Source organism: Streptomyces sp. NRRL S-646, from assembly GCF_000720765.1.
In the GTDB taxonomy this organism is placed as follows: Bacteria; Actinomycetota; Actinomycetes; order Streptomycetales; family Streptomycetaceae; genus Streptomyces.
On record NZ_JODC01000003.1, the window covers coordinates 80,219 to 105,604 of the forward strand.

Genomic DNA, 25,386 nt, shown 5'->3' on the forward strand with positions numbered 1-25,386 from the left:
TATGACGCCGATCACAGAGGTGGAGGGGAGACGGCTCGCGCTCAGCAACCTCGAGAAGGTGCTGTATCCCGCGACCGGGTTCACCAAGGGTGAGGTGCTGCACTACTACGCCACCACCGCCGACCACCTGCTCCCCCACCTCCGTGACCGGCCCGTCTCCTTCCTGCGGTATCCCGACGGGCCGGACGGGCAGGTGTTCTTTGCCAAGAACGTGCCCCCCGGTACGCCCGACTGGGTCACCACCGCCGAGGTGCCGCGGATGGAGGGACCTGCGCGGATGGTGCTCGTACAGGATCTTGCGAGCCTGATGTGGGCCGCGAATCTCGTCACCGAGTTCCATACGCCTCAGTGGGTCGTCCAGGACGCCGGCGTCGCCGACCGGATCGTCTTCGATCTCGATCCGGGGGCGCCCGCGTCCGTCGTCGACTGCTGTCAGGTCGCCCTCTGGCTGCGGGAACGGCTCGCGGCCGACCGCATCGACGCCTTCGCCAAGACCTCCGGGTCCAAGGGGCTGCACCTGCTCGCAGCGGTACGGCCCACCCCGTCCGAGCAGGTGAGCGAGTACGCCAAGCAGCTCGCGGTCGAGGCCGAGCGGGCCATGCCCCGGCTCGCCCTGCACCGGATGACCCGAAGCCTCAGGCCAGGGAAGGTCTTCGTCGACTGGAGTCAGAACGCCGCCCGGAAGACCACCGCCACGCCCTACACCCTGCGCGCCCGGCCCGAGCCCACCGTCTCCGCGCCGGTCACCTGGAGCGAGGTCGAGGAGTGCGGGTCTGCTGCGCAGCTCACCTTCCAGGCGCCGGATCTCGCGCCCCGCCTGCAGGACTACGGCGATCTGCTCGCCCCGCTGCTCGATCCCGCCGGCGCGGCGCCGCTGCCGTGAGGCCTCCGGCCTCGGGGGTGACCGTCCCTGGGGGGCTGCGCCCCCAGACCCCCTTCGGCCTGAACGGCCTCGTCCTCAAACGCCGGACGGGCTGAGTAAGGCAGCCGTCACACTCGCCTCCACGTCCCCCTGTCCCGCGCCATCGCGTGCAACGCCTCCACATCCGCCGGCTTGAGGACGCCGCCGAGGCGGGCCAGGCCCTCCAGTTCCGTGTCCTTCAGGACGCGGACCTCGCGGAGGGGGGCCGGGATCGTGACGTCCGCGGGCTCCGCGAGGGCCAGGACCGGGTGGACCTCGGCCGTCAGCGCGTACGAGGCCCGGTCGGCGTCCGCGCGGACGCGGCGCAGCAGGGGGTGGGGTTCGCGGCGGCCCAGGGTGACCATGGGGTCGGCGACCGTCACCTTCTGCTTGCGGGCGTACACCGTGTGGACGGCGAACAGGCCGCCCGGGCCGATCGCCAGGTGGTGGATGCGGTCGCCGCCGGGCAGCGGGATCGAGTGCAGGGCGTGCCAGCCCGCGCCGTCGAGGCGGTCCAGGGCCTCGCCGACCGTCTGTTCCGCGGCCAGCGCCCGGCGGCGCGGGTCCGGACGCAGCCGGTGCGGCGGGCCGGGTTCCCGGTCGAGGGCGACCAGCAGCGCCTCGCCGGGGCGGTTGGGCGCCAGGTCGTCGTCCGGAGGGAGGGAGAGCCTGGCCAGCTCGGCCGGGGTCGGGACCGGCGGCGGGCCGACGGTCACCGGGCCGGTGAGGAAGGGGCCCAGAGCCTGCAGCACGCCCTCCCTCTCGTCCTCGCTGAGCAGGTTGACCCTGGCAGCCTCCCTGTCGTACCAGGCGACGTTCCGCCCGTCCGTGAGGCATACGTAGAGCCGCTCCTGGCCGTGCCGCCAGGACGGTACGACACGCAGTCCGGTCATGCACCATCACCCCTTGACCATGGGAACAGGCGGGGTGCTCCCCGGGCAAGAACCCGGCTACCTTTGAAGAGGAGTTGGGCTCCACGGAAGCGGCGCTTGGGGAGGCGTGATTGCGTACCCGCAGGAAGCAGCCCGACGTACCGGCTCCGGACAGTCCATGGAGTGAGATAGTGCCCGGACTGTGGATGGGCGGGCACGAGTTCAGGGGTCACACCGGGCAACTGGAGTTCGCTGTCGTGCGGGGCGAGTTCGATCTCGTACAGACCCTGCTGAGACTGCCGGGGCACGGGCCCGACCCCGGTGTGGAGCACCATGTGTGGGCGATACCGGACGGGCCGCTGGACGGCACCCAGCTCGCGGGTGTGATGCGCCTGGCGCAGGCCGCGGGCGAGGCACTGGACGAGGGCCAAAAGGTCCTCGTCCGCTGTTACCACGGGTACAACCGCTCCGGGCTGGTCGTCGCGCACGCCCTGGTCCGCCGGGGGCACGCCACCGAGGAGGCGATACGGCTGATACGGTCCCGCCGCTCGCCCTGGGCGCTGCACAACGAGCTGTTCGTGGACTATCTGCGGGCCGGGCTGTCCACGGCCCGGCTGCTGGAGGAGCTGGCCGAGTAGCGAGGTAATCGTTTCGCCGGACGAATAGGGTGTACCGGGTCACCGATCGTTCTCAGCCACAGGAGTACAGTGCTCCGCACTCGCGCCGCTTGTACAGCGCTCGCCACTGCCGTCCTCGCCCTGCTGGCGGCGGGCTGCGGTGACGCGGGCGGGCTGCAGGGCGCCGGGTCGACCCCGACCGCGACCAGCCCGGCCAAGCTGTGGCCGAGTCTGAGCCCCGCGGCCAGCCCTGCCTGGAACTACGACAACGGCGAGTCCGAGGCCATGAAGGGGATCACCGCTCCGGGCGACGACATCCGCAAGGTGGATCCGGTGGCCGTCGTCAGGGCCGAGATGTCCCAGCATCCGGACGACTACTCCGGCTCCAAGGCGCCGTACCGCGAGACGGCCCGCCGCATGGCGTACTGCGGCAAGCAGCCGGCGAACCCGAAGTGTCCGCTGCTCAAGGCGTACTACCGGGACATCACCGGCGACGGGCGCGCCGACCTGACGCTGGGCTTCCGGCTGCTGCCCGGCAACCAGACGGCCGTGCGCGTGTACACCGTGGAGGCGGGCCGGGTGGTCCAGGTGATGTCCAACAACGACGCGGTGAGCGGCGTAGAGCTGGCCGGGCGTTCCGTGATCATCCACGCGCCCTCCGATCTCGCCGACTACGAGTACCGCTTCCAGTGGACCTGGGACCCGAACCAGCAGGTCATGCTGCTGACCCACGACGAGATGCTGCACATCGGCAAACGCGAGCGCCTGACGAGCCCCAATGCAACGCCGTCCGCGTCGCCCTCAGTCTCCCCGTCCCCCTCGGCGACCCCATGACGAGGCTCGCGCTCCCCCAGTGGGCCGGCACGCTGGCCCTCAAGGCCGCCGTCTTCATCGCCGTGATGTGCTGTGCGCTCGCCGCGCTGCTCGGCGTGCTCGTGCATGTCTCGGTGACGAACCAGACCGTCGGCCAGGCCCGCGACCTCGCACTGTCGCGCCTGACGGACGCGACGAAGGCGTACGAGGCCGGGGACTCGCTGCTGCCGGGCGCGGGCGTCGACCCTCCGGGGCTGCCGATGGCACTGCGGAGGCTGGCGGTGGACGGGGACCGCGGCACGATGGTCTCCGAGCACCACGGGCATCCCACGATGTGGGCGGCGGGTCCCGCGGACCGGAAGAGGGCGCTCGCCGTCGAGGTCGACTACTCGCAGCAGTCCCGCACGATCGCCGGGCTCGACCGGGCGATCCTGTGGTCCTCGGGCCTGGCGATCACGGTGACGCTGCTGGTGGGCGCGTTCGCGGTGACCCGGGTGACGCGGCGGCTGCACGCCACGGCGCAGGTGGCCCGACGGATCAGCGGCGGCGACCTGGACGCGCGCGTCGACGACCCCCGTACGAAGGATCCGACGCACCCCCAGGACGAGGTGGCCGCCGTCGCCGCCGCGCTGGACTCCATGGCGGCCTCGCTGCAGGGCAAGCTGCTGAGCGAGCAGCGGTTCACCGCGGACGTGGCGCACGAGCTGCGCACCCCGCTGACCGGGCTGCACGCGGCGGCCGAGCTGCTGCCGCCGAGCCGGCCGACGGAGCTGGTGCGGGACCGGGTGGCCGCGCTGCGCACGCTCACCGAGGACCTGCTGGAGATCTCCCGGCTGGACACCGGGCGGGAGCGGCTGGAGCTGGACGCGGAGGAACTGGGTGCGCTGGCGACACGCGTGGTGCGGGCGTCGGGGACCGACACGGAGGTCGTCGTCCTGAGGGACGCCCGCGTGGAGACGGACCGGCGGCGGCTGGAACGGGTGCTGGGGAATCTGGTCGCGAATGCGCACAAGCACGGGCGGGCGCCGGTGTCTCTGACAGTGGACGGGGCGGTCGTGACCGTGCGGGATCACGGGGACGGGTACCCGGACTATCTCCTTGAGCATGGGCCGCAGCGGTTCCGCACGGAGGGCGGTGCCAAGGGGCACGGGCTTGGGTTGACCATTGCGGTCGGACAGGCCGAAGTGTTGGGGGCGCGGCTTGAGTTTGCGAATGCGGTGGATGGTGGGGCGGTGGCGATTCTGACGCTTGGTTCGGGGGGCTGAGAGCTCGGGGCTGCAGGTCGTTCTTTGGCCGCGGCTTGTGGGGGTTGATCGCGCCCACGCGGCGGAGCCGCAAATCGGCTGTGACATCAGCCGCTGACGCGGCGGGGCCCCGCGCCCCTGACGGGGCGCTCCTGCCGGCCCCGCTCCTATGGACCAGCACGACGGGCGGCCCCTGCCCCCTCCTCCTAATGTGGCTGGCATGTGGCGAATAGTCAGCTTCGCCCCCGTTCATGGAGGTATCCCCCATGTCCCTGCGCTCCACCCTCATACGCCTGGCCACCGCCACCGCCGCCTGTGCTCTCGTCAGCTCTGCAGCCGTCTCCCCCGCCCTCGCGGACGACGAATGGGGCGACGGTGGCGGGGACCCCGGCTTCGGCCAGGGGGACGACCACCACCACGACCGGCTCGCGCAGGGCGTCGTCATCGCGCGCACGCTGTTTCTGCGCAGTGCGCCGAACCGAGGCAGCCAGGTGATCCGGGTGGCCCACGAGGGCGACGTGGTCTCCATCTTCTGCAAGACCCCGGGCCAGAGCGTCGACGGCAACAACCTCTGGTACCTCCTCCCGGACGGCACCTGGGCGTGGGGCGCGGCCCGCTTCATCGAGGTCACCGGCCGCGAACCGCGCTGGTGCTGAGGCACTGAGATCACAAGACCGACTATTTGGGTAGGTTCCGGACATGACCAACGCCGGACCCACCGTGGCACAGGCGGAGACCCCGGACACTCCCGCTCCCGTGACCCGCCTGCCCCGGCGCCGTGGCATCGAACTCGCCCTCATCGTCGTCGCCGTACTGCTCTGTGTGTACGGCTACTGCGCCGTGGGCCTCGCCAGGAACGGCACCGTCCCGCCCGGCGCCGCCGGTTACGGCGCCGGGCTCGGCGTGCTCGCGCTGCTCGCCCACTGGGCGGTGCGGATGCGGGCGCCGTATGCCGACCCGCTGCTGCTGCCCATCGGTGTGCTGCTCAACGGCATCGGTCTGGTGCTCATCCACCGGCTCGACCTGGAAACCCCCCACGACCATGCCGCTCCCGCCCAACTCGTGTGGTCCACGCTGGGCGTGACCCTGTTCATCGTGCTCGTGCTGATGCTCCGGGACTACCGGGTGCTCCAGCGGTACGCGTATGTCTGGGTCGTCGCCGCGCTCTTCCTGCTTGCGCTCCCGATCCTCTTCCCGGCCGTGAACGGCGCCCGCATCTGGGTGCGGATCGCCGGATTCTCCATCCAGCCGGGCGAGTTCGCGAAAGTGCTGCTGGCGGTGTTCTTCGCTGCGTATCTGGCGGCCAACCGCAGCGCACTCGCGTACACCGGGCGTCAGGTCTGGCGGTTCCGGAGGATCCAGCTGCCCACGGGCCGGGTGCTCGGTCCGATCCTCGCCATCTGGCTGCTGAGCGTTGGCGTGCTGGTGCTGGAGCGCGACCTCGGCACCTCGCTGCTGTTCTTCGGCCTGTTCGTGGTCCTGCTGTACGTCGCCACCGGCCGCACCGGCTGGATCGCCGTCGGCCTGCTGCTGGCCGCCGCGGGCGCGGTGGCCGTCGGCTGGCTGGAACCGCATGTGAACAGCCGGGTCCAGGACTGGCTGCATCCCTTCGCGACGATCGAGGCGGGGCAGGGCCCCAATCAGGTCGCGCAGTCGCTGTTCGCCTTCGCGGCGGGCGGAGTCCTCGGCACCGGCCTGGGCCTCGGCCATGCGATCCTCATCGGCTTCGCGACGAAGTCCGACTTCATTCTCGCGACGGCCGGGGAGGAACTGGGCCTGGCAGGCCTGTCCGCGCTCTTCATCCTCTACGGCCTCCTCGTGGAGCGCGGCTACCGGGCCGGCCTCGCCCTGCGCGACCCCTTCGGCCGGCTGCTGGCGGTCGGGCTGGCCTCGATCGTGGCGCTGCAGGTGTTCGTGATCGCGGGCGGTGTGACCGGGCTGATCCCGCTGACCGGCATGGCGATGCCGTTTCTCGCGCAGGGCGGTTCGTCACTGGTCACCAACTGGGCGATCGTGGCGCTGCTGATCCGGGTGAGCCACTCGGCACGGCGTCAGTACGACGGGGAGGTGGCGCCCTGATGGCGAAGCACATCCGGCACGCCGCGTTCTTCTGCGCCCTCCTTCTCGTCGCGCTCCTGGTCAACGCAGTCCGCATCCAGATCTTCAGCGCCAGGTCCTTCGACGACAATCCCGCCAACCGCCGTGCCACCATCGCCCGTTACGAGCGGCCGCGCGGCAACATCCTGGTCGGCGGGCAGAGCGTCACCGGCTCCCGGGACTCCGGCGAGCAGCTCCGCTACGAACGGACGTACACGGACGGCCCGTTGTACGCGCCCGTCACCGGCTTCGCCTCACAGGTGTACGGCACCACGCTGCTGGAGCACACCGGGGACTCCGTGCTGTCCGGCACCGACCCGATGCTCTCGCCGTTCCCCCTGGTGGGTGACCTCACGCGCGCCCTGGGCCGGGGCGGCAACGTCGTGACGACCCTCAACCGGGCGGCGCAGCGGGCGGCGTACGAGGGACTCGACGGGCGCAGGGGTGCCGTGGCGGCGATCGAGCCGGCGACGGGGCGGGTGCTGGCGCTGGTGTCGAGCCCGTCGTACGACCCGGCCGTGCTGTCCGGGAACGCCGCGGCTACGGAGCGGTCCTGGACGCGGCTGAACGACGATCCGGACAAGCCGATGCTCAACCGGGCGGTGCGGCAGACGTATCCGCCGGGTTCGACGTTCAAGGTGGTCACCGCGGCGGCCGCGCTGGACTCCGGCATGGTCCTGGACATCGACCGGCCGACCGATTCGCCGGACCCGTACCGGCTGCCGGGTACCACGACCATGCTGATGAACGAGGGCGACGGCTGCGAGGACGCCCCGCTGCGGGAGGCCTTCGCGTGGTCCTGCAACACGGTGTTCGCGAAGCTCGGTGTGGATGTGGGGGTGAAGCGCATGGGGGCCGCGGCGAAGGCCTTCGGCTTCAACGACACCCGGCTGCGGATCCCCTTCTCCGTGGCGCCGAGCACCTTCGACACCTCCGTCGACCGGGCGCAGCTCGCGCTGTCGTCGATCGGGCAGTACAACACGCGGGCCACGCCGTTGCAGATGGCGATGGTGGCGGCGGCCGTGGCGAACGCCGGGCAGGTGCGCGCGCCGTATCTGGTGGAGCGGACGACCACGGGCAACGGCGCCACGATGACCACTGCGGGCTCGCGCCCGGTGCGCCAGGCGATGCGGCCGGAGACCGCCGACGTCATGAAGCAGCTGATGGAGGACGTCGTGACGGACGGCACCGGCACGAACGCCGCGATCCCGGGCGCGATCGTCGGCGGCAAGACCGGCACCGCACAGCACGGGCTCGGCAATGCCGGTATGCCGTACGCCTGGTTCGTGTCCTGGGCGCAGAGCGAGCGCGAGGTGGTGCCGAAGGTCGCGGTGGCCGTGGTGGTGGAGGACGCGTCGGCGGAGCGCGGGGACATCACCGGGGGCGGGGTGGCCGCGCCGATCGCCCGGGACGTGATGCAGGCGGTGCTGAACTCGTCCTCAGACAACGGCAGTTGACGGCTGCTCCTGCACCAGCTTGGCCGGCAGGGCGACGTATGCGGTGACGCCCGCGCCCTGGGTGGGGCGCAGTTCGACGTGTGCGCCCAGGCGGGCCGCGAGGGCGCCGACGACATGATGGCCGAGAAAGCGGGTGGGGGCCGTGAGCAGGGCGCCGCCCCGGCCGGTGAGCAGGGAGTTGGCCTGCGCCATCCGTTCCCGTGTCATGCCGATCCCCCGGTCGACGACGGCGAGGCAGTACTCGGCGCCGTCCCCCCAGCCGTAGATCTCGACCGGCTGCCTGGGCGGGCTGAACATCAGGGCGTTCTCCACCAACTCGGCGAGCAGATGGGAGAGTTCGGCGACGGCGTGACCGCGGATGCGGCCCTGTTCGAGGTCGACGGCGGCGACCCGCTGGTGAAAGGCGGACATTGCTCACATGCTGAGACGGGGTCTGGGATCGCGCGGCCTTCCCGACCTATCGTTCGGTCCATGACGACACCCGATGCCGCGTACCAACTCGCCCAGGTCAACATCGGACGCCTCAAAGCCCCGCTGGATTCACCGCAGTTGAAGGACTTCGTCGACAACCTCGACCCCGTGAACGCCGACGCCGACACGGCGGACGGATTCGTCTGGCGGCTCCAGTCCGACGAGGGCGACGCGACGGACATCGCGGTCTTCGGCGACGAGTGGCTGATCATCAACATGTCGGTGTGGCGGGACAGCAACGCCCTGACCGCGTACATGTACCAGGGCCGCCACCGCGAGATGCTGGCCCGCCGCCGGGAGTTCTTCGAGCGGGTGGAGGAGGCCATGGTGGCCCTGTGGTGGGTCCCGTCCGGCCACCGCCCGACGGTGGCGGAAGCGGAGGAACGCCTGCTGCACCTGCGGGCGAACGGGCCCACGCCGTATGCCTTCACACTGCGGACGTCGTTCCCGGCCCAGGGGGCGGAGCCGGTGTCACTGGCGGTCCCAGAGGATCTGGGGTGCTCGGTCTAGCGGCGGCGGTTGATCGCGGTGAGGTCGATATCGATGCGGAACGGGACGGTCAGCTTGAGCTTGTCGTGGAAGATGCCGGTCAGGCCATAGGCCTGGGTCGCGGGGTCGAGTTCGTAGACGTAGACCACCGGAAGCCCCTCGTTCTCCTCGACACGCCAGTAGTGCGGAATGCCTGCCTCGGCGTACTTTCGCGGCTTGACCTCCCGATCACGGTCCTCGGAGTCCTCCGAGACGACCTCGACGGCGATCACGACGTCTTCCGGGCGATACCAAGTCTGCTTCGGCCCCGTGTCAGCCCCCGCACGGAACACCAGGACATCGGGTTCCGGTCGATTGCGCTTGTTGAGCTTGATGGTCATCTCGCGGATGACATCCAGCTCATCCGGGACCTGACCCAGCAGGGTGTTGTCCAACAGACGGATCGCACGTGAGTGGAAATTGGTCTGCGGACTCACGAAGACGAGGCTCCCATCGATCAGCTCCGTGTGCGGAGGAAGGTTGGGAAGCTCATCAAGGTCGTCCGCGGTCCAGCCACCCTCCGGCGGACGGGCCCACTCATAGTCCTCGTCCAGCCCGTACTCGCGTGCGGCGCTCATGATCACTCCCATGCGGTGGAGCCTGGCAGGCACGGCCAGCCTACCCAGGCAGAACGCCAGATCGCCCCTCCCGCGAGTGACAGCCGAGCGCACGGTTGACGCTCACGTCATTCGATCGCCTTCCGCATCTCCGAGCGGACCTGGAGGGTCGCCACGGCCGCCTTGTTCAGGTCCACGTCGGCCGGGTTCCGGGTCCTGGTGGCGGCCGTGGCCTCGGCCATCGACCCGCTCGTGTTGTCGTCCGCCCACCCGCAGATGGTGACCGTCACCTCCGTGCCGAGCGGCGTCTGGGTCCCGACCTCGCAGGTGATCGTGAGGCCGTCGGAGCCGTCCGGGTGGAAGTCCTTCGGCCCTACGGCCACCCTGGCGCCCTCGCCGTCCCCTCCACCCTTCATCATCCCGTTCCGGATCGAGTCGGGGTACTTGAACCGGCCATACATGCCCGTCACCGCGAGTGTGCCCTTCGCCTGGTCACCGCCCAGGCCGTAGTGCCCGACCACGACCCCGTCGAGCTTGCCGTCCCAGGCCCCGGCCGCCTGGTCCTGGAGCTTTCGCCCCTCGGAGTCGGAGAGGTCCTTGGTGAGTCGGTAACGGCCGTTCTCCAGCGTCTTGGGCAGCGAGAGCTCGTACTCGGCCTCCGGGAAGCCGCTGTTCGCCATCTTCGAACCCGCGAAGAGCACCACCGCGATCATGGCGACGACTCCGCCGACGATGCCGAACACCAACCCGGTCCGCCGCTTCGCCGGAGGCGGCGACATCGGCGGAACACCCCAGCCGTAGGGCTGCTGCTGGGGGTACGGGGTCTGGGCATACGGGGTTCCGTACGGCGGCTGCGGCTGCGGTGCGAGTGGCAGGCCATACGGCTGCTGAGCATTCGGGCCGGCTGCGTAGGGATCCTGCGGCGGCTGGCCGTAGGGGTTCTGCGGCCCGTACGGGCCTTGAGGCGTGGACACGTCAGAACGCTACTGCATGCGCGTGATCCGTCACGCCTCGGCGGCCCCCGCCTCGATCGCCTCCTCCACCTCCGCGACCCGCTCCCGCTCCTCCACCGCGAACCGTTCCGCGTCCAGTTGCTCCGCGATCTCCTCGTCCTGGGCCATCAACAGGTCCAGGTTCGAGTCGCCCATCTCGAACACGCCCATGTCGACGTACGCCTGCTGCAGCCGCTTGCCCCACAGGCCGATGTCCTTGACGCAGGGGACGATGCGGGAGAACAGCAACTGCCGGAACAGCGCGAGGAATTCGGACTGCTCGCTGTACTGCTCCGCCTCGGCCGTCGGGATCCCGAAGTTCTCCAGGACCTCGACCCCGCGCAGCCGGTCCCGCATGAGATAGCAGCCCTCGATGACGAACTCCTCGCGTTCGCGCAGTTCGGCGTCGGTGAGCTGCTTGTAGTAGTCGCGCAGCGCCATCCGGCCGAAGGCCACATGCCGGGCCTCGTCCTGCATGACGTAGGCGAGGATCTGCTTGGGCAGCGGCTTGTCGGTGGTGTCGCGGATCATGCCGAAGGCGGCCAGGGCCAGGCCCTCGATGAGGACCTGCATGCCGAGGTAGGGCATGTCCCAGCGGCTGTCGCGGAGGGTGTCGCCGAGCAGCGACTGGAGGTTGTCGTTGATCGGGTAGAGCATCCCGATCTTCTCGTGCAGGAAGCGGCCGTAGATCTCCGCGTGCCGTGCCTCGTCCATGGTCTGGGTCGCCGAGTAGAACTTCGCGTCCAAGTCGGGGACCGACTCCACGATCCGGGCCGCGCAGATCATCGCGCCCTGCTCGCCGTGCAGGAACTGGCTGAACTGCCAGGAGGCGTAGTGCTTGCGCAGCTCGCCCTTGTCCTTGTCGGTCATCTTGGCCCAGTGCTTGGTGCCGTACAGCGACATCGACTCGTCGGGGGTGCCGAGGGGGTCGTACGGATCGACTTCGAGATCCCAGTCGATCCGCTTCTGGCCGTCCCACTGCTTGTCCTTGCCCTTCTGGTACAGGGCGAGCAGGCGGTCGCGGCCGTCGTCGTACTCCCAGCTGAAGCGGGCCGCGCCGGTCGCCGGCACCTGCCAGAGAGGATCTCCCGAGTCCATGGCGTACAGGTCGTAAGTCGGCATGCCTCGCAGGCTCACACGTGGTAGACGCCGGGTCAACAAGTCGCGCGCAGGGGATTGACGAGCTTGCTGACAAGCAGTCTCATAAGCGGTGGAGGATGTGACCCCGGGTAACAGAGGTGGGAGAACGATGACGACCCTGACGGAAGCCGACGCGCTGGACGGTCTGCGCGACGCGCTCGGGCTGCTCAAGGACCGCGAACAGGTGGCCGAACGGCTCCTCGCCTCCTCCGCCAAGCACTCCTTCGACCCCGACAGGGAACTGGACTGGGACGCGCCCTTCGAGGAGGGCAAGTGGTTCTGGCCGCCGGAGCTGGTGTCGCTGTACGACACGCCCCTGTGGAAGCGGATGGGCGAGGAGCAGCGGATCCTGCTGTCGCAGCACGAGGCCGCGGCGCTGGCCTCCCTCGGGATCTGGTTCGAGCTCATTCTCATGCAGCTACTCGTCCGGCACATCTACGACAAGGCGGCCACGAGCGCGCATGTGCGGTACGCGCTCACCGAGATCGAGGACGAGTGCCGGCACTCGAAGATGTTCGCGCGGCTGATCTCGCGCGGGGACGCGCCGTGGTACCCGGTGGCCCGGGTGCACCAGAACCTGGGGCGGCTGTTCAAGACGATCTCGACCACTCCCGGGTCCTTCACGGCCACGCTCCTCGGTGAGGAGGTTCTCGACTGGATGCAGCGGCTGACGTTTCCGGACGAGCGGGTGCAGCCGCTGATCAGGGGGGTCACGCGGATCCATGTCGTGGAGGAGGCCCGGCATGTGCGGTACGCGCGGGAGGAGCTGCGGCGGCAGATGGTCACCGCGCCGCGGTGGTCGCAGGAGTTCACCAGGGTGACGTCCGGTGAGTTCGCGCGGGTGTTTTCCGTCGCCTTCGTCAACCCCGAGGTGTACACGAACGTCGGGCTGGACAAGCGCGAGGCGATGGAGCAGGTGCGCGGCAGCGGGCATCGGCGGGAGGTCATGCAGACCGGGGCGAAGCGGTTGACTGATTTCCTGGATGACATCGGGGTGCTGCGGGGTGTCGGCCGACGGCTGTGGAAGAGCTCGGGGCTGCTGGCTTGAGTGCAGGGTGCGCGCCGGTGGGGGTTGCTCGCGCAGTTCCCCGCGCCCCTAAAGGGCGCGGGGCCGTGTCTGATATGCGGCTCCGCCGCGTGGGCGCGACCAGCCACGACGCACCCGCAGCCGCCGACTACGCTGCAACCCATGACCCCTGCCGCGCCGGCGTACCGCCGTCTCAGTGTCGAGGAGCGGCGCAGCCAGCTGCTCGACGCCGCGCTGAACCTCTTCGCGCACCGCGCCCCCGAGGACGTCTCCCTCGATGACGTGGCGGGGGCCGCCGGGGTGTCGCGGCCGTTGGTGTACCGGTACTTCCCGGGCGGAAAGCAGCAGCTCTACGAGGCTGCGCTCAGGTCGGCCGCCGAAGAGCTCCAGCAGTGCTTCGACGAGGCCCTCGAAGGCCCCCTTCTCGCCCGATTGGCCCGGGCCCTGGACCGGTACCTCGCGTTCGTCGACCAGCACGACGCCGGGTTCAGCGCGCTGCTGCAGGGCGGCAGCGTGGTCGAGACGTCCCGGACGACCGCCATCGTGGACGGGGTGCGGAGGGCCGCCGCCGAGCACATCCTGAGACATCTGGAGGTCACGGACCCCGGGCTGCTGCTGCGGATGACCGTGCGGATGTGGATCACCGCGGTCGAGGCGGCCTCCCTGATCTGGCTCGACGAGGACAAGCGGCCGCCGCTCGACGAACTGCGGGACTGGCTGGTCGAGCAGTTCGTGGCCGTCCTCTCGGTGACCGCGGCCCGGGACCCGCAGACCGCCGCGCTGGTGCAGGCGCTGGCCGAGGATGTCTGAGACTGGTGCCGTGAAGAGCGAAGAGACACCGTTCGAGGGCGGGCCGATGGACGGCCGCGTACTGCCCGTCCTCGTGGGCCCCACCGGGCACCCGCCCAAGACGTACCGCATCCCCGTACCGGACGCCGCCGGAGGCTCGCCCACCGTGCTCGTCTACCGGCGCGTCCCGCGCGGCCACAGCAAGCGGCTCGGCATCCCGCAGGGGTGGAAGTACGAGTACGACCCCACCGGCAAGGCCGACAGGCTGAAGTGGCCGTGGTCCAAGCCGGACGCCGATCCAGACGCCACGCCGAACCGCAAGCCGGACGACACCGACGGGTGACGAGGTTGCGCTGATCAGCGCACACGCGGCGGGTCTTTCGCCGTAGAGACGTCAACACCTGACTGTGCGGAGCAGAGGGGCTGCCCCGCACCGGAGGTGATGATGTGTCAGGAAAGCTGCTGCGCCTGGTCTGTACGGTGGCGATGGCCGCCGGCGCTCTCCTCGTACCGCCGCCCGCCGCGGCCGCGCCCGGGCCGGAGCCCGGCGGGCGTACCGTCGCCGCGCAGCTGACGGACCTTCAGCGGCTGTACCGGGAGGCCGAGAAGGCCACCGAGGCCTACAACGGCACCGCGGAGAAGCTGACGAAGCAGCGCGCGGAAGTGGCCCGCCTCGACCGCGAACTGGCCTTGGCCCGCCGCTCGCTGCACGACAGCCGGGTGGCTGCGGGCCGCCTGGCCAGACAGCAGTACCAGGGCAGCACCGAGATCTCCGCGTATGTACGCCTGCTGCTCGCCCGCAATCCGCAGCAGGCGCTCGACGAGGGGCATGTGATCGGCCAGTTGGCGCGGGAGCGGGTCGAGGCGGTCGGCCGGCTGACCGCGAGTGAGAAGCAGGCCGGCGAGCTGGACCGCGCGGCGCGAAAGGCCCTCGACGGTCAAATCACCCTCGCCGAACGGCAGAAGAAGGACCGCGACGACGTTCAGGCGCGCCTGAAGGACGTCGAGAAGCTGCTCGCCTCCCTCACACCCGGACAGCTGGCCGCGCTCGGCGAGTTGGAGAAGAAGGGCACCGACGCGGCGCAGCAGCGGCTCATGGCGTCCGGCGTGCTGAGCGGCGAACGCCGTCCCTCACGGAAGGGTGACCGGGCCCTCGGGTACGCGGTGCGGCAGATCGGTAAGCCGTACCGGTGGGGGGCGGAGGGCCCGAAGTCGTACGACTGCTCGGGTCTGACCTCTCAGGCCTGGGCCAGGGCCGGTACGCCGATCCCCCGCACCAGCCAGGAGCAGTGGGCACGGCTGCCGCGGATCCCGCTGAAGAAGCTGCGCCCGGGCGACCTCGTGATCTACTTCCCGGATGCCACGCATGTGGCGATGTACCTGGGCGAGGGCATGATGATCCAGGCGCCGCGGACGGGCGAGACGGTCAAGGTCTCGCCGGTCGCGTCGTACCCGATCCTGGGAGCCGTGCGTCCGGACCAGCGCCCCAAGGGCGCCTAGCCGGTCACTTCCGCGAGGTAGGCAGCGGTCTTCTCGGGCTCGTAGAAGAAGTTCTCGTAGTCGGACGGGTCGTTGAAGCCGTTGGCGAAGCGGTCGGCGACCGGCTGCAGCTGGCCGGCCGCGCCGATCAGGTTGAGGATGTGCTCCGGCGGCGGGGCGAGCATCGCGTTCGTCCACTTGGTGACGTGCTGGGCGGTGTCCCAGTAGCGGTCGAACGTGGCCTGCATCCAGGTCTCGTCGAACTCCTTCTCGCCGTTCTCCAGGATCGAGGCGAGGTACGAAGCGGCGCACTTGGAGGCCGAGTTGGAGCCCTGACCGGTGATCGGGTCGTTGGCGACGACGACGTCCGCGACGCCGAGGACCAGTCCGCCGCCGGGCAGCCGGCCGATGGGGTTGCGCACGGTGGGGGCGTAACGGCCGGCCAGCACGCCGCCTGCGTCGGTCAGTTCCACCGACTTGGCCCGCTCGAACTCCCAGGGCGTGAACTTCTCCATGAGTTCCAGGGTCAGGGAGAGGTGCTCCGCCGGGTCCTTGACGCCGTTGAAGACGTCGAGCGGGCCGCCGGGTATGCCCTCCCAGAAGAGGATGTCCGCGCGGCCGGAGGTGGTGAGCGTCGGCATGACGAACAGCTCGCCCACACCCGGCACCAGGTTGCAGCGGACCGCCTCGTGGTCGGGGTGCTCGGGGCGGGGGCCCAGACCGTGGACGTACGAGACGGCGAGGGCGCGCTGCGGCTCGGCGTACGGCGAACGGGAGGCGTCCCGGCCGAACATGGACACCAGCTCGCCCTTGCCCGCCGAGACGAGCACCAGGTCGTACGTACGGGAGAAGTAGTCGAGGTCGGAGACCGCCGCGCCGTGGATGACCAGCTGGCCGCCGCGCTGTGCGAAGGTCTCCATCCAGCCGGCCATCTTCACCCGCTGGTCCACCGACTGCGCATACCCGTCGAGCCTCCCCACCCAGTCGATCGCACGCTGCGTCGGGCCCGGGTCGTGCGAGCCGGGGGCCGCGACCGAGACGCCGAGTCCTTCGATCTTCGGGGCCTGGGACTCCCAGAAGTTCAGCTGGAGATCGCGCTCGTGCTGCAGTGCCGTGTGGAACATGCACTGCGTCGACATGACCCGGCCGGAGCGGATCTCGTCCGCCGTCCGGTTCGACATCAGGGTGACCTCGTACCCGTGCGACTGGAGTCCGAGGGCGATCTGGAGACCGGACTGGCCGGCTCCTACGACGAGTATCTTCCGCATGCGGGGCTGTTCTCCTACTCGGGGACTGCTGGGGGGCGGCCGGGGGGAGGCTACTCGGGGGTGACGTCCAGCGCGTGGCCCACCAGGGACAGCAGGGTCTCGATCACCGAGATCCGGCGGCGCGCGTCCATGATCATTACAGGTATGTGCGCCGGGATCGTCAACGCCTCCCGCACGTCCTCCGGTTCGAACAGCTCGCTGCCGTCGAAATGGTTGACCGCGACGACGTACGGCAGTCCGCAGCTCTCGAAGTAGTCCAGCGCGGGGAAGCAGTCCTTGAGGCGGCGGGTGTCGGCCATGACGACCGCACCGATCGCGCCGCGCACCAGGTCGTCCCACATGAACCAGAACCGCTGCTGGCCCGGTGTGCCGAACAGATAGAGCACCAGGTCGTCGTCGAGCGTGAGACGGCCGAAGTCCATGGCCACGGTGGTGGTCAGCTTGCCCGGTGTGGCGGTGAGGTCGTCGGTCTCCTCGCTCGCCTCGGTCATCAGCGCCTCGGTCTGCAGGGGCGTGATCTCCGAGACGGCGGTGACCAGGGTCGTCTTGCCGACACCGAAGCCGCCCGCCACGACTATCTTCGTCGCGATCGGGGCACGGGTGCGGTCCGTCTGCCAGGACTTCAGATCCTCGTCGGTGTCCGCGAAGGCGGTGTCTCTAAAGGCGACGGAGTCCATTCAGCACCCTTTCGAGCAGTGCGCGGTCCGGACGGCCCGTGCCGTGACCGGTACCTGTTCCGTACACGCGGATCCTGCCCTGGTCCGCGAGGTCGCTGAGCAGCACGCGGACCACGCCCAGCGGCATCTTCAGCAGTGCTGCGATCTCGGCCACCGTGCGCATACGGCGGCACAGTTCGACAATGGCCTGCATCTCGGGCATGACCCGGGTGCTGAGGGAACCGTTCGTGAGTTCCTTGCGCTCCTCGGGGGCGTCGAGCGCGGCCACGAACGTCTCCACGAGGAGGACGTGGCCGAAGCGGGTACGGCCGCCGGTGAGCGAGTAGGGGCGCACGCGGGCCGACCTGCGGTCGCCGCCGCGGACGGGAAGCTTCTTGGGCGAACTGCTCATCGGTGGCTCCCGGCGGACTCCGACTCCAGGGATTTTCGTAGCTCGCTGCGGAGTTCGGGCGTCAGGACGTGGCCGGCGCGGCCCACGAACAGGGCCATGTGGTACGCCACCACGCTCATGTCGCAGTCCGCGGAGCCGTGCACGCCGAGCAGGCTGCCGTCGCTGATCGACATCACGAACAGGCTGCCCTCCTCCATCGCGACCATCGTGTGCTTCACGGGGCCGGATTCCATCAGCCTGGCCGCGCCGATGGTGAGGCTGCCGATGCCGGAGACGACGGCGGCCAGATCGGCGGAGGAGCCCCGGGGGCCCGTGGGCTTCGTGTCCCGGGTCTGACGGGCCTCGTCGTTGCGGCCGGGGTCGGAGGAGAGCAGGAGCAGGCCGTCCGAGGAGACGACCGCTACTGACTGGATGCCCGGCACCTCCTCGACCAGGTTCGTCAGCAGCCAGTGCAGGTTGCGGGCTTCACTGCTCAGTCCGAAGGTACTGGGCGCGGTCAACTGCTTGCCTCCTCGACAGTGCCCCCCGTGGTTTCTTCGGATACGGCTGGTGCGGTGCCCGGCAGCTGGTTCTGGGCGGTCTGTTCGGCGATCTCCGCTTCTACGGCGCGGTAGCCGGCCTGGGCGCCTGTGCGGAAGCCGCCGAGTCTCCTGCGGAGGGCTTCCGCGTCCACGGTGCGGGGGCGCTGCGCTGCGGCTGGGGCGGGGGCGGTGATCTTGGGGGTGCGCTTGGGCAGGCCCTTGTCTGTGAGGTGCTCCTCGTCCGGTGCGCGGGTGTGTTCCGCCTCGGCTTCGCCTTCGGCGTGGATGTTCCCACCCGCACCACCCGTACTACCTTCGTCGTCGGGTGCCGGTGGCCCCTGTGGGGGTTCCCCGCCGTCGGCGGCCGCGGGCCCGTCGTGGGTCTGCTCCTGCTCCGGGGCCGTCGCCTGCTCCGGGATCAGGAGCTCCATCGTGGTTTCGGCCGGGGTCGCCTCGTGCTGCTCACCGTCCGTGGAGTGGTGGCGTACCGCCCTCTCCGCCAGTTCCACCAGCGGGTCGGTCGTCTTCGGGCGGCCGTGAAGTTCGTTGGAGTTGGCCTCCGCGTCCGCTCCCGGGAGGGAGAACGTGAGCGTGCCGCCGGTCGCGGGGGCGGACGACGACGGGACCGCGGCGGACGGGGCCGGCGCCAGCAGGGGGTTCGGGAGGACCACCACCGCCGCGACGCCGCCCTGCTTCTGCTCGCGCAGCTGGACGCGGACGCCGTGGCGGTGGGCGAGGCGGGCGACGACGTAGAGGCCGAGGCCCAGGCCCTCCTCGCCCTCCTGGTCGTAGGGGGACTCGGGGTCGAACTCGGCGAGGCGGGTGTTGAGGCGGGTCAGGCGTTCGGCGGTCATGCCGATGCCCTCGTCCTGGACGGAGAGCATGACCTCGCCGTTCTCCAGGAGCCAGCCGGAGACCTCGACGGGCAGGTCCGGCGGGGAGAACGAAGTGGCGTTCTCCATCAGTTCGGCCAGGAGGTGGGAGAGGTCGTCCGCGGCGAAGCCCGCCACGTGCGCGTGCGGCGGCAGCACGGCGATGCGGACGCGCTCGTAGCGCTCGATCTCGCTGACCGCCGCGCGGACGACGTCGACGAGCGGGACGGGGTGCGCGCTCTGCTGGACGTGCTCGGTGCCGGCGAGGACCAGGAGGTTCTCGCTGTGGCGGCGCATGACCGTCGCGAAGTGGTCGAGCTTGAAGAGGGTGGCGAGGCGCTCCGGGTCCTGTTCGCGCTCCTCCAGGCTCTCGATGACGGCGAGCTGGCGCTCGACCAGGCCGAGGGTGCGCAGGGAGAGGTTCACGAACGTGCCGCCGATGCTCTCGCGCAGCCGCTCCAACTGGGCTGCGGATTCGGCGAGTTCGGCGCGCAGCTCCTCACGGGCGTCCGCCATGTTCTGGCGCTGGCCGACCAGGTGCTTGCGGTCGGCCTCCAGCGTGACGATGCGCTCGCCCAGGGCGGCGGCGTGCGCGTGCAGGGCGTTGACGGAGCGGACGACCTGCGCGAACTCATCGTTGCGGCCGGTGAAGGTGACCGGTTCCTCGGCGGCGGGGTCCGCCGCCTCGGCGAGCCGGGCCGAGCCGCGGCGCAGGACGGAGAGCGGCCGGGTGAGGGTGCGGGCCATCGCCGTGGCGATGCCGACGGCGAGCAGCATCAGGGCGCCGAGGACGGCGATACGGAGCTCCAGCGCGCTGACGTCGTCGTCGCGCAGCTGGGCCAGCTCCTTGGTGCGGCGGTCGTAGAGGGCGGACTCCGCGCCGCGCATCGCGTCGATACGGGCGGAGAGAGCGGCGTCGACCTTCGAGGCGCTGGTGCCGAGTTCGGATTCGGAGAACGTCGGCTGGTCGGTGAGGGCGGCCAGGTACTTCTCGGCGGAGTTGACCTCGGGGCCGGTGACCGTGGAGTCGTACGAGGTCCGGGCGGCCTTGGTCGCCGTGTCGTGGAAGTCGGCGAGGGCCGCGTCGGAGCGCAGCCGGGCCTGCTGGGCGGCGGCGGTCAACGCGCCCCGCTGCTTGGTGTCGGCGGCCGAGGAGGAGGTGACCGTGGTCGGCAGTCCGGTGACCGGGCTGATAACCGTCTGGGTGGTCCTGGGCACGTTGAGCGCCGCGAGGAGCAGGCCGCGGGCGGCGGCGGCCTGCTGCACGGCCGAGTCCAGCTCGGCGAGGGCATAGGCGCCCGATCCGGCGCGGGGCGGCATCTGCTGCGCCAGCTGCTCGGCGAGCCCGTGCAGTTCGGTGATGGCGGCGGAGTAGGCGTCGTGCGTCTGCAGGGCGTCGCTCTTGCCGGTGAGCGCGGAGCGGCGCAGCGCGGCGATGCCGTCAAGGTCGCTGCGGAGGGAGGCGGGTGTGTCGGGGTTCTCCCGGAGCTCCTCGACCTGCCGGTCGACGCGGGCGCTGCGCTGCTCGGAGGGCGCCTTGGACTTGGGCCGCCCGGCGGCGATGTAGGACGTCACCTCGTCCCGCTCGTCGGCGAGCGAATGAGCAAGGGCCAGGGCGTCCTGGGTCTGCCCGGCGAGCGTCACCAGGTCCTGGGAGTCGCTGAGCTGCCCGGAGGCGGTGAGGACGGAAGGGACACCGGCCCCGGCTATCGCGGCGGCCACCACGGCCACGGCGACGACGAGCCGGTTGCGTACATGCGTGGGCCGGCCCTTGCCGGTGGTGGTGCCGGTGCTGCCGGGCGTGCCCTCCACGCCCGCTGCGGGATCCGTCTGCTTGCCTGTGCGACGAGGCCGCGTCTTCTGCACCGGTGCTCGCATTCCTGACTCGTGATACTCATGGGCCCGGGTGACGCTCCGTCAACTGACGTCGACCGTGCGTACTCCCAGTACGGTGCCGACCCTCCCAGTGCCGGTGGGCAGTGGACGAGCATCACCTGACCCGCCACCCGAAGGAGTGAACATCGGAGGGGAGTTGGCGAGCAAGTTCCTGGGAAGCGTTCAGCGGCCCCGTGCGGCAGGCCGGTTGGACGTCCGCGCCGGGCGGTGGCAGTATTCGCCGCCACGGCTTCCCGGAACAACGGATTCCACCCCAAACAGGGCACCTGACCTGCGCGAGTGCGTCAATTCCGCGACCGATGCCAGGCTTTGGCGAACCTTGTGAAGACGTCGTGCAGACTGGCCGAATGCATACGGAACTTGTCTCGGAGCCCGGTGATCCGGCCTACCCCAACGAGGACTTCGCCGCGGCCGCACTGCCCGCTTCCGGCCAGGGCGGCACCCTCGTCGTCCTGGACGGAGTGACGCCACCGCGCGGCGGGACGGGCTGTCTGCATTCGGTCCCTTGGTACACGGCCCGCCTCGGCGGAGCCCTGACCGAACTGACCGTTTCCCTCCCGGATGTTCCGCTGCAGGAGGCGCTGGCCCGCGCCATCGCGCGTACGACCGAAGCCCATGCCGCGACCTGTGACCTTTCTCACCCACGCACCCCACAGGCAACGGTGGTGGTGGCGCGGTGGGGTGTGGAGAGGGTCGAGTACCTGGTCCTGTCGGACTCGGCGCTGCTGGTGGAGTCCCCCGACGGCGTGGTCGCGTCCCTCCTGGACGACCGCCTGTCCAAGCTGCCCCGGTCCTCCCTGGCCACCGACGCCCTGGTGGACTCCACCCTCCGCAACAAGGAAGGCGGCTTCTTCACGGCGGCCGCGGATCCGTCGGTGGCGGGGCGGGCGGTGACGGGGGTGCTGCCACGGGGCGACGTGCGGGCGCTGCTCGCCCTCACGGACGGGGCCACGCGATGGGTGGAGAAGTTCCGGGAGGGCGACTGGACGGACTGCTTCCGGTTCGTACGGAAGGAGGGAGCGCAGGCGTTGGTGGACCGCGTGCGCGAGCTGGAGCGGGCGGATGCGGAGGAGCGGAGGTATCTGCGGCGCAGCAAGACGCATGACGACGCGACGGTTGTGTACGTCGGGCTGTGACCTACTTGGCGGCTGCGTGGATGAAGGAGGTCCAGGCTGCGGCCGACACCAGCAGGATCGGGCCGTCGGGGACCTTGCTGTCGCGGACGGGTATGACACCGGGGAAGTTGTCGGCGACCTCGACGCACTCTCCGCCTTCCGCGTTGCTGTACGAGGACTTGCGCCAGCAAGCGGACCGCAGGTCGTGCGTGCTGTTCATGGTGTGAAGTCCTCCGCGAGTAGCCGATCGATAAAGGCCAGGGACGCTTCCGGGGACATGGCTGCGGCCCTGGCCAGATCGTAAGACTTGGCGACGCTCGCGACTACGGTCGGATCCTCGATCAACTGCCCGGTGTGGGCGGTCTCCGTGTAGGCGGCGGACGGTTCCTCGGCGAAGGTCATGACCCTCATCGGGCCGTACATGAGGGGAGTCATCCCGGCCGAGAAGGGCAGGATCTGGATGACTGCCTGATGGGTCCGGGAGACGTCGGCGATGTGTTCCAGTTGTTCGCGCATCACGTCGGTTCCGCCGACCTGAGTGCGCAGCACGGCCTCGTGAATGACGAACCACAGCTCAGGTTCCAGGGGGTTCTTGAGCAGAGCCCGAGCCCGCTCCTGCCGTGCGCCGACGATCTGCTCGATCTCCTGCTCGTCCACCAGGGGCCGGAGCGAACGGATGAAGGCCCGCGTGAAGACGGGGGTCTGCAGAAGCCCCGGCACGACGGTGGTGGCGAAATCGCAGATGGCCAGGGCCCGTTGCTCCAGCTCGGCTGCGGCCGCGAAATAACCCGCGAACTTGGACGCATTGAGAACGGCCCCGCACAGCCTCCGGAAGAACCCATCGGTCTTCAGGACGGAGTCGATCTGCTCGGACATGTCCAACTGCGGGCTGCGGGCGGCCATTTCCAGGTACCCGATGTACGCCCCCGAGCAGAACACGAGGTCTCCGAGCCCGGACTGCGACAGCCCCGCGTCCTCACGTCGCCGCCGGAGCTCGGCGCCGTAGAACTCCTTCATGGAGGCGGGGTCCAGATTCTTCGGCTGAGGCATCCTTCGAGGATAGGCACGCTTCGGAGCCGGTCGGGCACGGACGGTGAAATTCACCAGGCGCCCGCCTACCCGGCCTCCGTCATACGCCGGGTCAGGTCGGGCAGGAGACCGGACCGCCGGCCCTGGCGGCATCCGTGAACACCATGGCCGACGCTCTCGGCGCCCGGCTGGAGGCCGAGCGACGGGTGACCGCCGACATCGCGCACGAACTGCGCACACCGGTCGCGGCCATGATGACCGCGACCGGCCTGCTCCCGGCCGGCCCGGCCGTCGACCTGGTGACGGGCGGGGTGCACAAGCTGCGCGGCCTCGTCGAGGACGTCCTGGAGGTCGCCCGACTCGACGCCGACGCGGTGCCGGTGGAGACCGAAACCCGGCAGGTCAGCGCGATGGCCCGGCGTGCGGTCGCCGGGCTCGACGGGGCGGAGGGCATGGTCGAGGTACGGATCGTCACGGACGCGCTCGCGGAGACCGATCCGCGGCGCGTGGAGCGGATGCTCACCAACCTGGTCGCCAACGCGCTTCGTCATGGTGCCCCGCCGGTGACGGTCGAGGTGGACTTCGAGCGGGGCCGGCACGGCGACGGACCGGTCGTCCGGGTCCGCGACCACGGTCCCGGCGTCCCGCCCGGCCTGCTGACCGTCCTCACCACCACCGGTCCGCAGCGATTCCGCACCGGCGGCGGGTCCGCGGGAACGGGCCTCGGCCTGACCATCGCCGCTGGACAGGCCCGGCTGCTCAGCGCCCCTCTCACCTTCCGCAACCATCCCGACGGGGGGCGCGGAGGCGCCCCTGCACCTCATCGGAGGCGGCTGCGCCGGCACCTGAGGACGGCAGGGTGACCGGCGTCGGCCTACTTCTCCATGTTCCGGTTCAACTCCCCCAGCAGCCGCGCCAGTTCCGCCACCTCGCGCCGGTCCCAGTGGGCCAGCTGGCTGACGTAGCGCGCCCGCCGGGCGTCACGGACCTTGCTCACCCGGCGGTGCCCCTCCTCGGTGAGACGGACCAGCCAGGCCCGACCGTCCGCCGGGTCGGGTTCGCGGGCCACCAGGCCCAGGTCCTCCAGGGCGCGCAGCTGGCGGGACATGGTGGCCTTGCCCACGCCGATGTACGCGGCGAGCTCGGTGGCGCGCAGGCGGTCGTGCTCGTCGAGGCGTACGAGGAGGCCGTACGCGGCGGACTCCAGGTCGGGGTGGACCTCGCGGGCCATCTCGCCCTGGCTGGCCCGGGCGCGCCGCAGCAGAACCGTCAGTTCGCGCTCCAGGGACAGGTACTCCTGGTCCGCGCCACTCGGTGACGTCTGAGCCGGAAGTCGGCGCTCGTCCCGGTTTCCGCCTTCGTGCACGTCAGCCCCTGCCTCGGTTTCCCGATCCTGAAAGTTTCCGCCAGACCCCGTCATTGCCGCAGCTCCACAAGTATTTCGCAGGGCTAGACCAACGGCAGCCTCCGGGCCCCCTTCCCACCCGCTCTTCGACGTGCGTAGCTTCCTTACCAGGCAATGACCGGCTTGCCCACGCCGGCGGCACCTCGGCACTTCAGCGCTTCCTCACCGAGCATCACCGAGCCTTCGGAGGCACGCTATGCCCGTGCACAGACCCGGATCGGTTCGCCCCCGGCGCCTCTTCCGCGCCGGACTCCTGCTCGCCGCCCTCTCCCTCGCCCTGCCCTTCGCCGTCCCGGCCTCCGCCGCTGACGGGCCCGCCCGCGGCTCTGCCCACATGGGCATGGGCGTCCTCGCCCACGACGGCCGGCGCGGCACCCCTTCCCCCACCGCCGTCACCCAGACGGAGGGTGTCGACGTCTCCGCCCACCAGGGCAACGTCGCCTGGTCGACCCTGTGGAGCAGCGGGGTCAAGTGGGCCTACACGAAGGCGACCGAAGGCACGTACTACACGAACCCGTACTTCGCCCAGCAGTACAACGGCTCGTACAACGTCGGCATGATCCGCGGCGCGTACCACTTCGCCACCCCCGACACCACCAGCGGCGCGACCCAGGCGAACTACTTCGTCGACCACGGCGGCGGCTGGTCCAAGGACGGCAAGACCCTGCCCGGCACCCTCGACATCGAGTGGAACCCGTACGGCGCCGAGTGCTACGGCAAGTCGGCGAGCGCGATGGTCGGCTGGATCGCCGACTTCCTGAACACGTACAAGGCGCGCACGGGGCGGGACGCCGTGATCTACACGGCGACGAGCTGGTGGAGCGACTGCACGGGGAACTACGCGGGATTCGCCTCGGCCCACCCGTTGTGGATCGCGCGGTACGCGTCGGACGCCGGGACGCTGCCGGCGGGCTGGGGCTACTACACGATGTGGCAGTACACGTCGTCCGGCCCGACCGTCGGGGACCACGACAGGTTCAACGGAGCGCTGGATCGGGTGCAGGCCTTGGCCAACGGCTAGCACCACCCCCCCCCCCGGCCGGGGGTCCGGGGGTCGCCCCCCGGGACATGCAGCAACGGAGCGCTGGATCGGGTGCAGGCCTTGGCCAACGGCTAGCACCACCCCGCCCCGGCCGCGGGTCCGGGAGTCGCCCCCCGGGACATGCAGCAACGGAGCGCTGGATCGAGTGCAGGCACTGGCCAACGGCTGACCCTCAGCACGTAGGTA

General features: G+C 70.4%; 28 protein-coding genes. 15 read left to right on the plus strand and 13 right to left on the minus strand.

The annotated features are described in order from the left end of the window. The first annotated feature begins 1 nt into the window (after position 1). Entirely contained in the window at positions 2 to 883 is an 882-nt protein-coding gene (ligD, locus tag IH68_RS0104730) for a non-homologous end-joining DNA ligase (RefSeq protein WP_030928765.1), read from the plus strand. 107 nt (positions 884 to 990) lie between these two features. Here the strand turns inward: ligD and IH68_RS0104735 are convergent, their stop codons facing one another. After that, the gene (locus IH68_RS0104735) at positions 991 to 1,794 is read right to left on the minus strand and encodes a nuclease-related domain-containing protein (protein ID WP_030928769.1); all 804 of its coding nucleotides are present in this window, start codon (positions 1,792 to 1,794) and stop codon (positions 991 to 993) included. 110 nt (positions 1,795 to 1,904) lie between these two features. Between IH68_RS0104735 and IH68_RS0104740 the strand changes: the two genes are divergently transcribed. The 6 genes from IH68_RS0104740 (at position 1,905) to IH68_RS0104765 (ending at position 8,001) form a co-directional block, all read left to right on the plus strand. After that, the gene (locus IH68_RS0104740) at positions 1,905 to 2,411 is read left to right on the plus strand and encodes a protein-tyrosine phosphatase family protein (RefSeq protein ID WP_030928772.1); all 507 of its coding nucleotides are present in this window, start codon (positions 1,905 to 1,907) and stop codon (positions 2,409 to 2,411) included. Positions 2,412 to 2,480: 69 nt separating this feature from the next. Next, entirely contained in the window at positions 2,481 to 3,224 is a 744-nt protein-coding gene (locus IH68_RS0104745) for a hypothetical protein (RefSeq protein ID WP_030928775.1), read from the plus strand. Then, on the plus strand, positions 3,221 to 4,468 hold the full coding sequence (locus tag IH68_RS0104750; protein WP_030928779.1) for a sensor histidine kinase: 1,248 nt from the start codon (positions 3,221 to 3,223) through the stop codon (positions 4,466 to 4,468). Before IH68_RS0104745 ends, IH68_RS0104750 begins: the two co-directional genes overlap by 4 nt. Before the next feature lie 245 nt (positions 4,469 to 4,713). After that, positions 4,714 to 5,103, plus strand: a complete 390-nt coding sequence (locus tag IH68_RS0104755) for an SH3 domain-containing protein (RefSeq protein ID WP_030928782.1) — start codon at positions 4,714 to 4,716, stop codon at positions 5,101 to 5,103. A gap of 43 nt (positions 5,104 to 5,146) precedes the next feature. Next, positions 5,147 to 6,526 carry an FtsW/RodA/SpoVE family cell cycle protein gene (locus IH68_RS0104760; protein ID WP_030928785.1) on the plus strand — a complete coding sequence of 460 codons (1,380 nt, stop codon included), beginning with the start codon at positions 5,147 to 5,149 and terminating at the stop codon, positions 6,524 to 6,526. After that, a complete protein-coding gene (locus IH68_RS0104765; protein ID WP_030928788.1) occupies positions 6,526 to 8,001 on the plus strand; it encodes a penicillin-binding transpeptidase domain-containing protein in 1,476 nt (491 codons plus the stop codon). Before IH68_RS0104760 ends, IH68_RS0104765 begins: the two co-directional genes overlap by 1 nt. On the opposite strand, the gene IH68_RS0104770 is transcribed toward IH68_RS0104765, so the two are convergent. Further along, positions 7,984 to 8,412, minus strand: coding sequence for an ATP-binding protein (locus IH68_RS0104770; protein WP_030928791.1), 429 nt, complete (start codon positions 8,410 to 8,412; stop codon positions 7,984 to 7,986). The two genes, IH68_RS0104765 and IH68_RS0104770, sit on opposite strands and share 18 nt — an antisense overlap. A gap of 60 nt (positions 8,413 to 8,472) precedes the next feature. Between IH68_RS0104770 and IH68_RS0104775 the strand changes: the two genes are divergently transcribed. Then, positions 8,473 to 8,982, plus strand: coding sequence for a DUF3291 domain-containing protein (locus IH68_RS0104775; RefSeq protein ID WP_030928793.1), 510 nt, complete (start codon positions 8,473 to 8,475; stop codon positions 8,980 to 8,982). Here the strand turns inward: IH68_RS0104775 and IH68_RS0104780 are convergent. The 3 genes from IH68_RS0104780 to IH68_RS0104790 all read right to left on the minus strand — a co-directional run bounded on the left by IH68_RS0104780 (position 8,979) and on the right by IH68_RS0104790 (position 11,671). Next, complete coding sequence (locus tag IH68_RS0104780) at positions 8,979 to 9,578, minus strand: Uma2 family endonuclease (RefSeq protein WP_030928797.1); 600 nt, start codon at positions 9,576 to 9,578, stop codon at positions 8,979 to 8,981. The genes IH68_RS0104775 and IH68_RS0104780 overlap by 4 nt on opposite strands. A gap of 107 nt (positions 9,579 to 9,685) precedes the next feature. Then, positions 9,686 to 10,531 carry a hypothetical protein gene (locus IH68_RS0104785; protein WP_030928800.1) on the minus strand — a complete coding sequence of 282 codons (846 nt, stop codon included), beginning with the start codon at positions 10,529 to 10,531 and terminating at the stop codon, positions 9,686 to 9,688. A gap of 30 nt (positions 10,532 to 10,561) precedes the next feature. After that, complete coding sequence (locus IH68_RS0104790; protein WP_030928802.1) at positions 10,562 to 11,671, minus strand: ferritin-like domain-containing protein; 1,110 nt, start codon at positions 11,669 to 11,671, stop codon at positions 10,562 to 10,564. Between the two features lie 127 nt (positions 11,672 to 11,798). On the opposite strand from IH68_RS0104790, the gene IH68_RS0104795 reads away from it, so the two are divergent. The 4 genes from IH68_RS0104795 to IH68_RS0104810 all read left to right on the plus strand — a co-directional run bounded on the left by IH68_RS0104795 (position 11,799) and on the right by IH68_RS0104810 (position 15,005). Next, entirely contained in the window at positions 11,799 to 12,737 is a 939-nt protein-coding gene (locus IH68_RS0104795; RefSeq protein ID WP_030928805.1) for an AurF N-oxygenase family protein, read from the plus strand. Positions 12,738 to 12,878: 141 nt separating this feature from the next. Next, entirely contained in the window at positions 12,879 to 13,526 is a 648-nt protein-coding gene (locus IH68_RS0104800) for a TetR/AcrR family transcriptional regulator (RefSeq protein ID WP_030928808.1), read from the plus strand. Between the two features lie 10 nt (positions 13,527 to 13,536). After that, entirely contained in the window at positions 13,537 to 13,848 is a 312-nt protein-coding gene (locus IH68_RS0104805) for a hypothetical protein (protein ID WP_030928811.1), read from the plus strand. A 104-nt stretch (positions 13,849 to 13,952) separates the two neighbouring features. Continuing rightward, a complete protein-coding gene (locus IH68_RS0104810) occupies positions 13,953 to 15,005 on the plus strand; it encodes a C40 family peptidase (protein WP_030928814.1) in 1,053 nt (350 codons plus the stop codon). Here the strand turns inward: IH68_RS0104810 and IH68_RS0104815 are convergent. The 5 genes from IH68_RS0104815 to IH68_RS0104835 are packed head-to-tail and all read right to left on the minus strand — an operon-like array spanning position 15,002 to position 20,579. Further along, positions 15,002 to 16,252, minus strand: a complete 1,251-nt coding sequence (locus IH68_RS0104815; protein WP_030928818.1) for a styrene monooxygenase/indole monooxygenase family protein — start codon at positions 16,250 to 16,252, stop codon at positions 15,002 to 15,004. The genes IH68_RS0104810 and IH68_RS0104815 overlap by 4 nt on opposite strands. A gap of 50 nt (positions 16,253 to 16,302) precedes the next feature. Continuing rightward, positions 16,303 to 16,929, minus strand: coding sequence for a GTP-binding protein (locus IH68_RS0104820; RefSeq protein WP_030928821.1), 627 nt, complete (start codon positions 16,927 to 16,929; stop codon positions 16,303 to 16,305). Further along, a complete protein-coding gene (locus tag IH68_RS0104825) occupies positions 16,910 to 17,320 on the minus strand; it encodes a DUF742 domain-containing protein (RefSeq protein WP_030928824.1) in 411 nt (136 codons plus the stop codon). Before IH68_RS0104825 ends, IH68_RS0104820 begins: the two co-directional genes overlap by 20 nt. After that, on the minus strand, positions 17,317 to 17,820 hold the full coding sequence (locus IH68_RS0104830) for a roadblock/LC7 domain-containing protein (protein WP_030928826.1): 504 nt from the start codon (positions 17,818 to 17,820) through the stop codon (positions 17,317 to 17,319). Before IH68_RS0104830 ends, IH68_RS0104825 begins: the two co-directional genes overlap by 4 nt. Beyond that, positions 17,817 to 20,579 carry a nitrate- and nitrite sensing domain-containing protein gene (locus IH68_RS0104835; RefSeq protein WP_037884574.1) on the minus strand — a complete coding sequence of 921 codons (2,763 nt, stop codon included), beginning with the start codon at positions 20,577 to 20,579 and terminating at the stop codon, positions 17,817 to 17,819. The genes IH68_RS0104830 and IH68_RS0104835 overlap by 4 nt, the downstream gene beginning before the upstream one ends. 377 nt (positions 20,580 to 20,956) lie before the next feature. Between IH68_RS0104835 and IH68_RS0104840 the strand changes: the two genes are divergently transcribed. After that, positions 20,957 to 21,745 (plus strand): protein phosphatase 2C domain-containing protein, encoded by a 789-nt coding sequence (locus IH68_RS0104840; RefSeq protein ID WP_030928832.1) that lies wholly within the window; start codon positions 20,957 to 20,959, stop codon positions 21,743 to 21,745. Position 21,746: 1 nt separating this feature from the next. On the opposite strand, the gene IH68_RS0104845 is transcribed toward IH68_RS0104840, so the two are convergent. Both IH68_RS0104845 and IH68_RS0104850 read right to left on the minus strand, forming a co-directional pair. Further along, on the minus strand, positions 21,747 to 21,944 hold the full coding sequence (locus IH68_RS0104845; protein ID WP_030928835.1) for a DUF397 domain-containing protein: 198 nt from the start codon (positions 21,942 to 21,944) through the stop codon (positions 21,747 to 21,749). Next, a complete protein-coding gene (locus IH68_RS0104850) occupies positions 21,941 to 22,774 on the minus strand; it encodes a helix-turn-helix domain-containing protein (protein WP_078912317.1) in 834 nt (277 codons plus the stop codon). Before IH68_RS0104850 ends, IH68_RS0104845 begins: the two co-directional genes overlap by 4 nt. Before the next feature lie 143 nt (positions 22,775 to 22,917). Here IH68_RS0104850 and IH68_RS0104855 point away from each other — a divergent pair, with 143 nt between their 5' ends. Next, positions 22,918 to 23,616 carry a sensor histidine kinase gene (locus IH68_RS0104855; RefSeq protein ID WP_078912361.1) on the plus strand — a complete coding sequence of 233 codons (699 nt, stop codon included), beginning with the start codon at positions 22,918 to 22,920 and terminating at the stop codon, positions 23,614 to 23,616. 11 nt (positions 23,617 to 23,627) lie between these two features. Here IH68_RS0104855 and IH68_RS0104860 read toward each other — a convergent pair whose 3' ends face one another. Then, on the minus strand, positions 23,628 to 24,119 hold the full coding sequence (locus IH68_RS0104860; protein ID WP_030928844.1) for a MarR family winged helix-turn-helix transcriptional regulator: 492 nt from the start codon (positions 24,117 to 24,119) through the stop codon (positions 23,628 to 23,630). Between the two features lie 235 nt (positions 24,120 to 24,354). On the opposite strand from IH68_RS0104860, the gene IH68_RS0104865 reads away from it, so the two are divergent. After that, positions 24,355 to 25,179, plus strand: a complete 825-nt coding sequence (locus tag IH68_RS0104865) for a lysozyme (RefSeq protein ID WP_030928847.1) — start codon at positions 24,355 to 24,357, stop codon at positions 25,177 to 25,179. Positions 25,180 to 25,386: the final 207 nt, after the last annotated feature.

Excerpts from the sequence above, each read along its gene's own strand:
- ligD (WP_030928765.1), top strand. The coding sequence starts at position 2 with ATGACGCCGATCACAGAGGTGGAGGGGAGACGGCTCGCGCTCAGCAAC.
- IH68_RS0104735 (WP_030928769.1), bottom strand. The coding sequence starts at position 1,794 with ATGACCGGACTGCGTGTCGTACCGTCCTGGCGGCACGGCCAGGAGCGG.
- IH68_RS0104750 (WP_030928779.1), top strand. The coding sequence starts at position 3,221 with ATGACGAGGCTCGCGCTCCCCCAGTGGGCCGGCACGCTGGCCCTCAAG.
- IH68_RS0104755 (WP_030928782.1), top strand. The coding sequence starts at position 4,714 with ATGTCCCTGCGCTCCACCCTCATACGCCTGGCCACCGCCACCGCCGCC.
- IH68_RS0104760 (WP_030928785.1), top strand. The coding sequence starts at position 5,147 with ATGACCAACGCCGGACCCACCGTGGCACAGGCGGAGACCCCGGACACT.
- IH68_RS0104765 (WP_030928788.1), top strand. The coding sequence starts at position 6,526 with ATGGCGAAGCACATCCGGCACGCCGCGTTCTTCTGCGCCCTCCTTCTC.
- IH68_RS0104770 (WP_030928791.1), bottom strand. The coding sequence starts at position 8,412 with ATGTCCGCCTTTCACCAGCGGGTCGCCGCCGTCGACCTCGAACAGGGC.
- IH68_RS0104775 (WP_030928793.1), top strand. The coding sequence starts at position 8,473 with ATGACGACACCCGATGCCGCGTACCAACTCGCCCAGGTCAACATCGGA.
- IH68_RS0104780 (WP_030928797.1), bottom strand. The coding sequence starts at position 9,578 with ATGAGCGCCGCACGCGAGTACGGGCTGGACGAGGACTATGAGTGGGCC.
- IH68_RS0104790 (WP_030928802.1), bottom strand. The coding sequence starts at position 11,671 with ATGCCGACTTACGACCTGTACGCCATGGACTCGGGAGATCCTCTCTGG.
- IH68_RS0104795 (WP_030928805.1), top strand. The coding sequence starts at position 11,799 with ATGACGACCCTGACGGAAGCCGACGCGCTGGACGGTCTGCGCGACGCG.
- IH68_RS0104800 (WP_030928808.1), top strand. The coding sequence starts at position 12,879 with ATGACCCCTGCCGCGCCGGCGTACCGCCGTCTCAGTGTCGAGGAGCGG.
- IH68_RS0104815 (WP_030928818.1), bottom strand. The coding sequence starts at position 16,252 with ATGCGGAAGATACTCGTCGTAGGAGCCGGCCAGTCCGGTCTCCAGATC.
- IH68_RS0104820 (WP_030928821.1), bottom strand. The coding sequence starts at position 16,929 with ATGGACTCCGTCGCCTTTAGAGACACCGCCTTCGCGGACACCGACGAG.
- IH68_RS0104825 (WP_030928824.1), bottom strand. The coding sequence starts at position 17,320 with ATGAGCAGTTCGCCCAAGAAGCTTCCCGTCCGCGGCGGCGACCGCAGG.
- IH68_RS0104840 (WP_030928832.1), top strand. The coding sequence starts at position 20,957 with ATGCATACGGAACTTGTCTCGGAGCCCGGTGATCCGGCCTACCCCAAC.
- IH68_RS0104845 (WP_030928835.1), bottom strand. The coding sequence starts at position 21,944 with ATGAACAGCACGCACGACCTGCGGTCCGCTTGCTGGCGCAAGTCCTCG.
- IH68_RS0104850 (WP_078912317.1), bottom strand. The coding sequence starts at position 22,774 with ATGCCTCAGCCGAAGAATCTGGACCCCGCCTCCATGAAGGAGTTCTAC.
- IH68_RS0104855 (WP_078912361.1), top strand. The coding sequence starts at position 22,918 with ATGGCCGACGCTCTCGGCGCCCGGCTGGAGGCCGAGCGACGGGTGACC.
- IH68_RS0104865 (WP_030928847.1), top strand. The coding sequence starts at position 24,355 with ATGCCCGTGCACAGACCCGGATCGGTTCGCCCCCGGCGCCTCTTCCGC.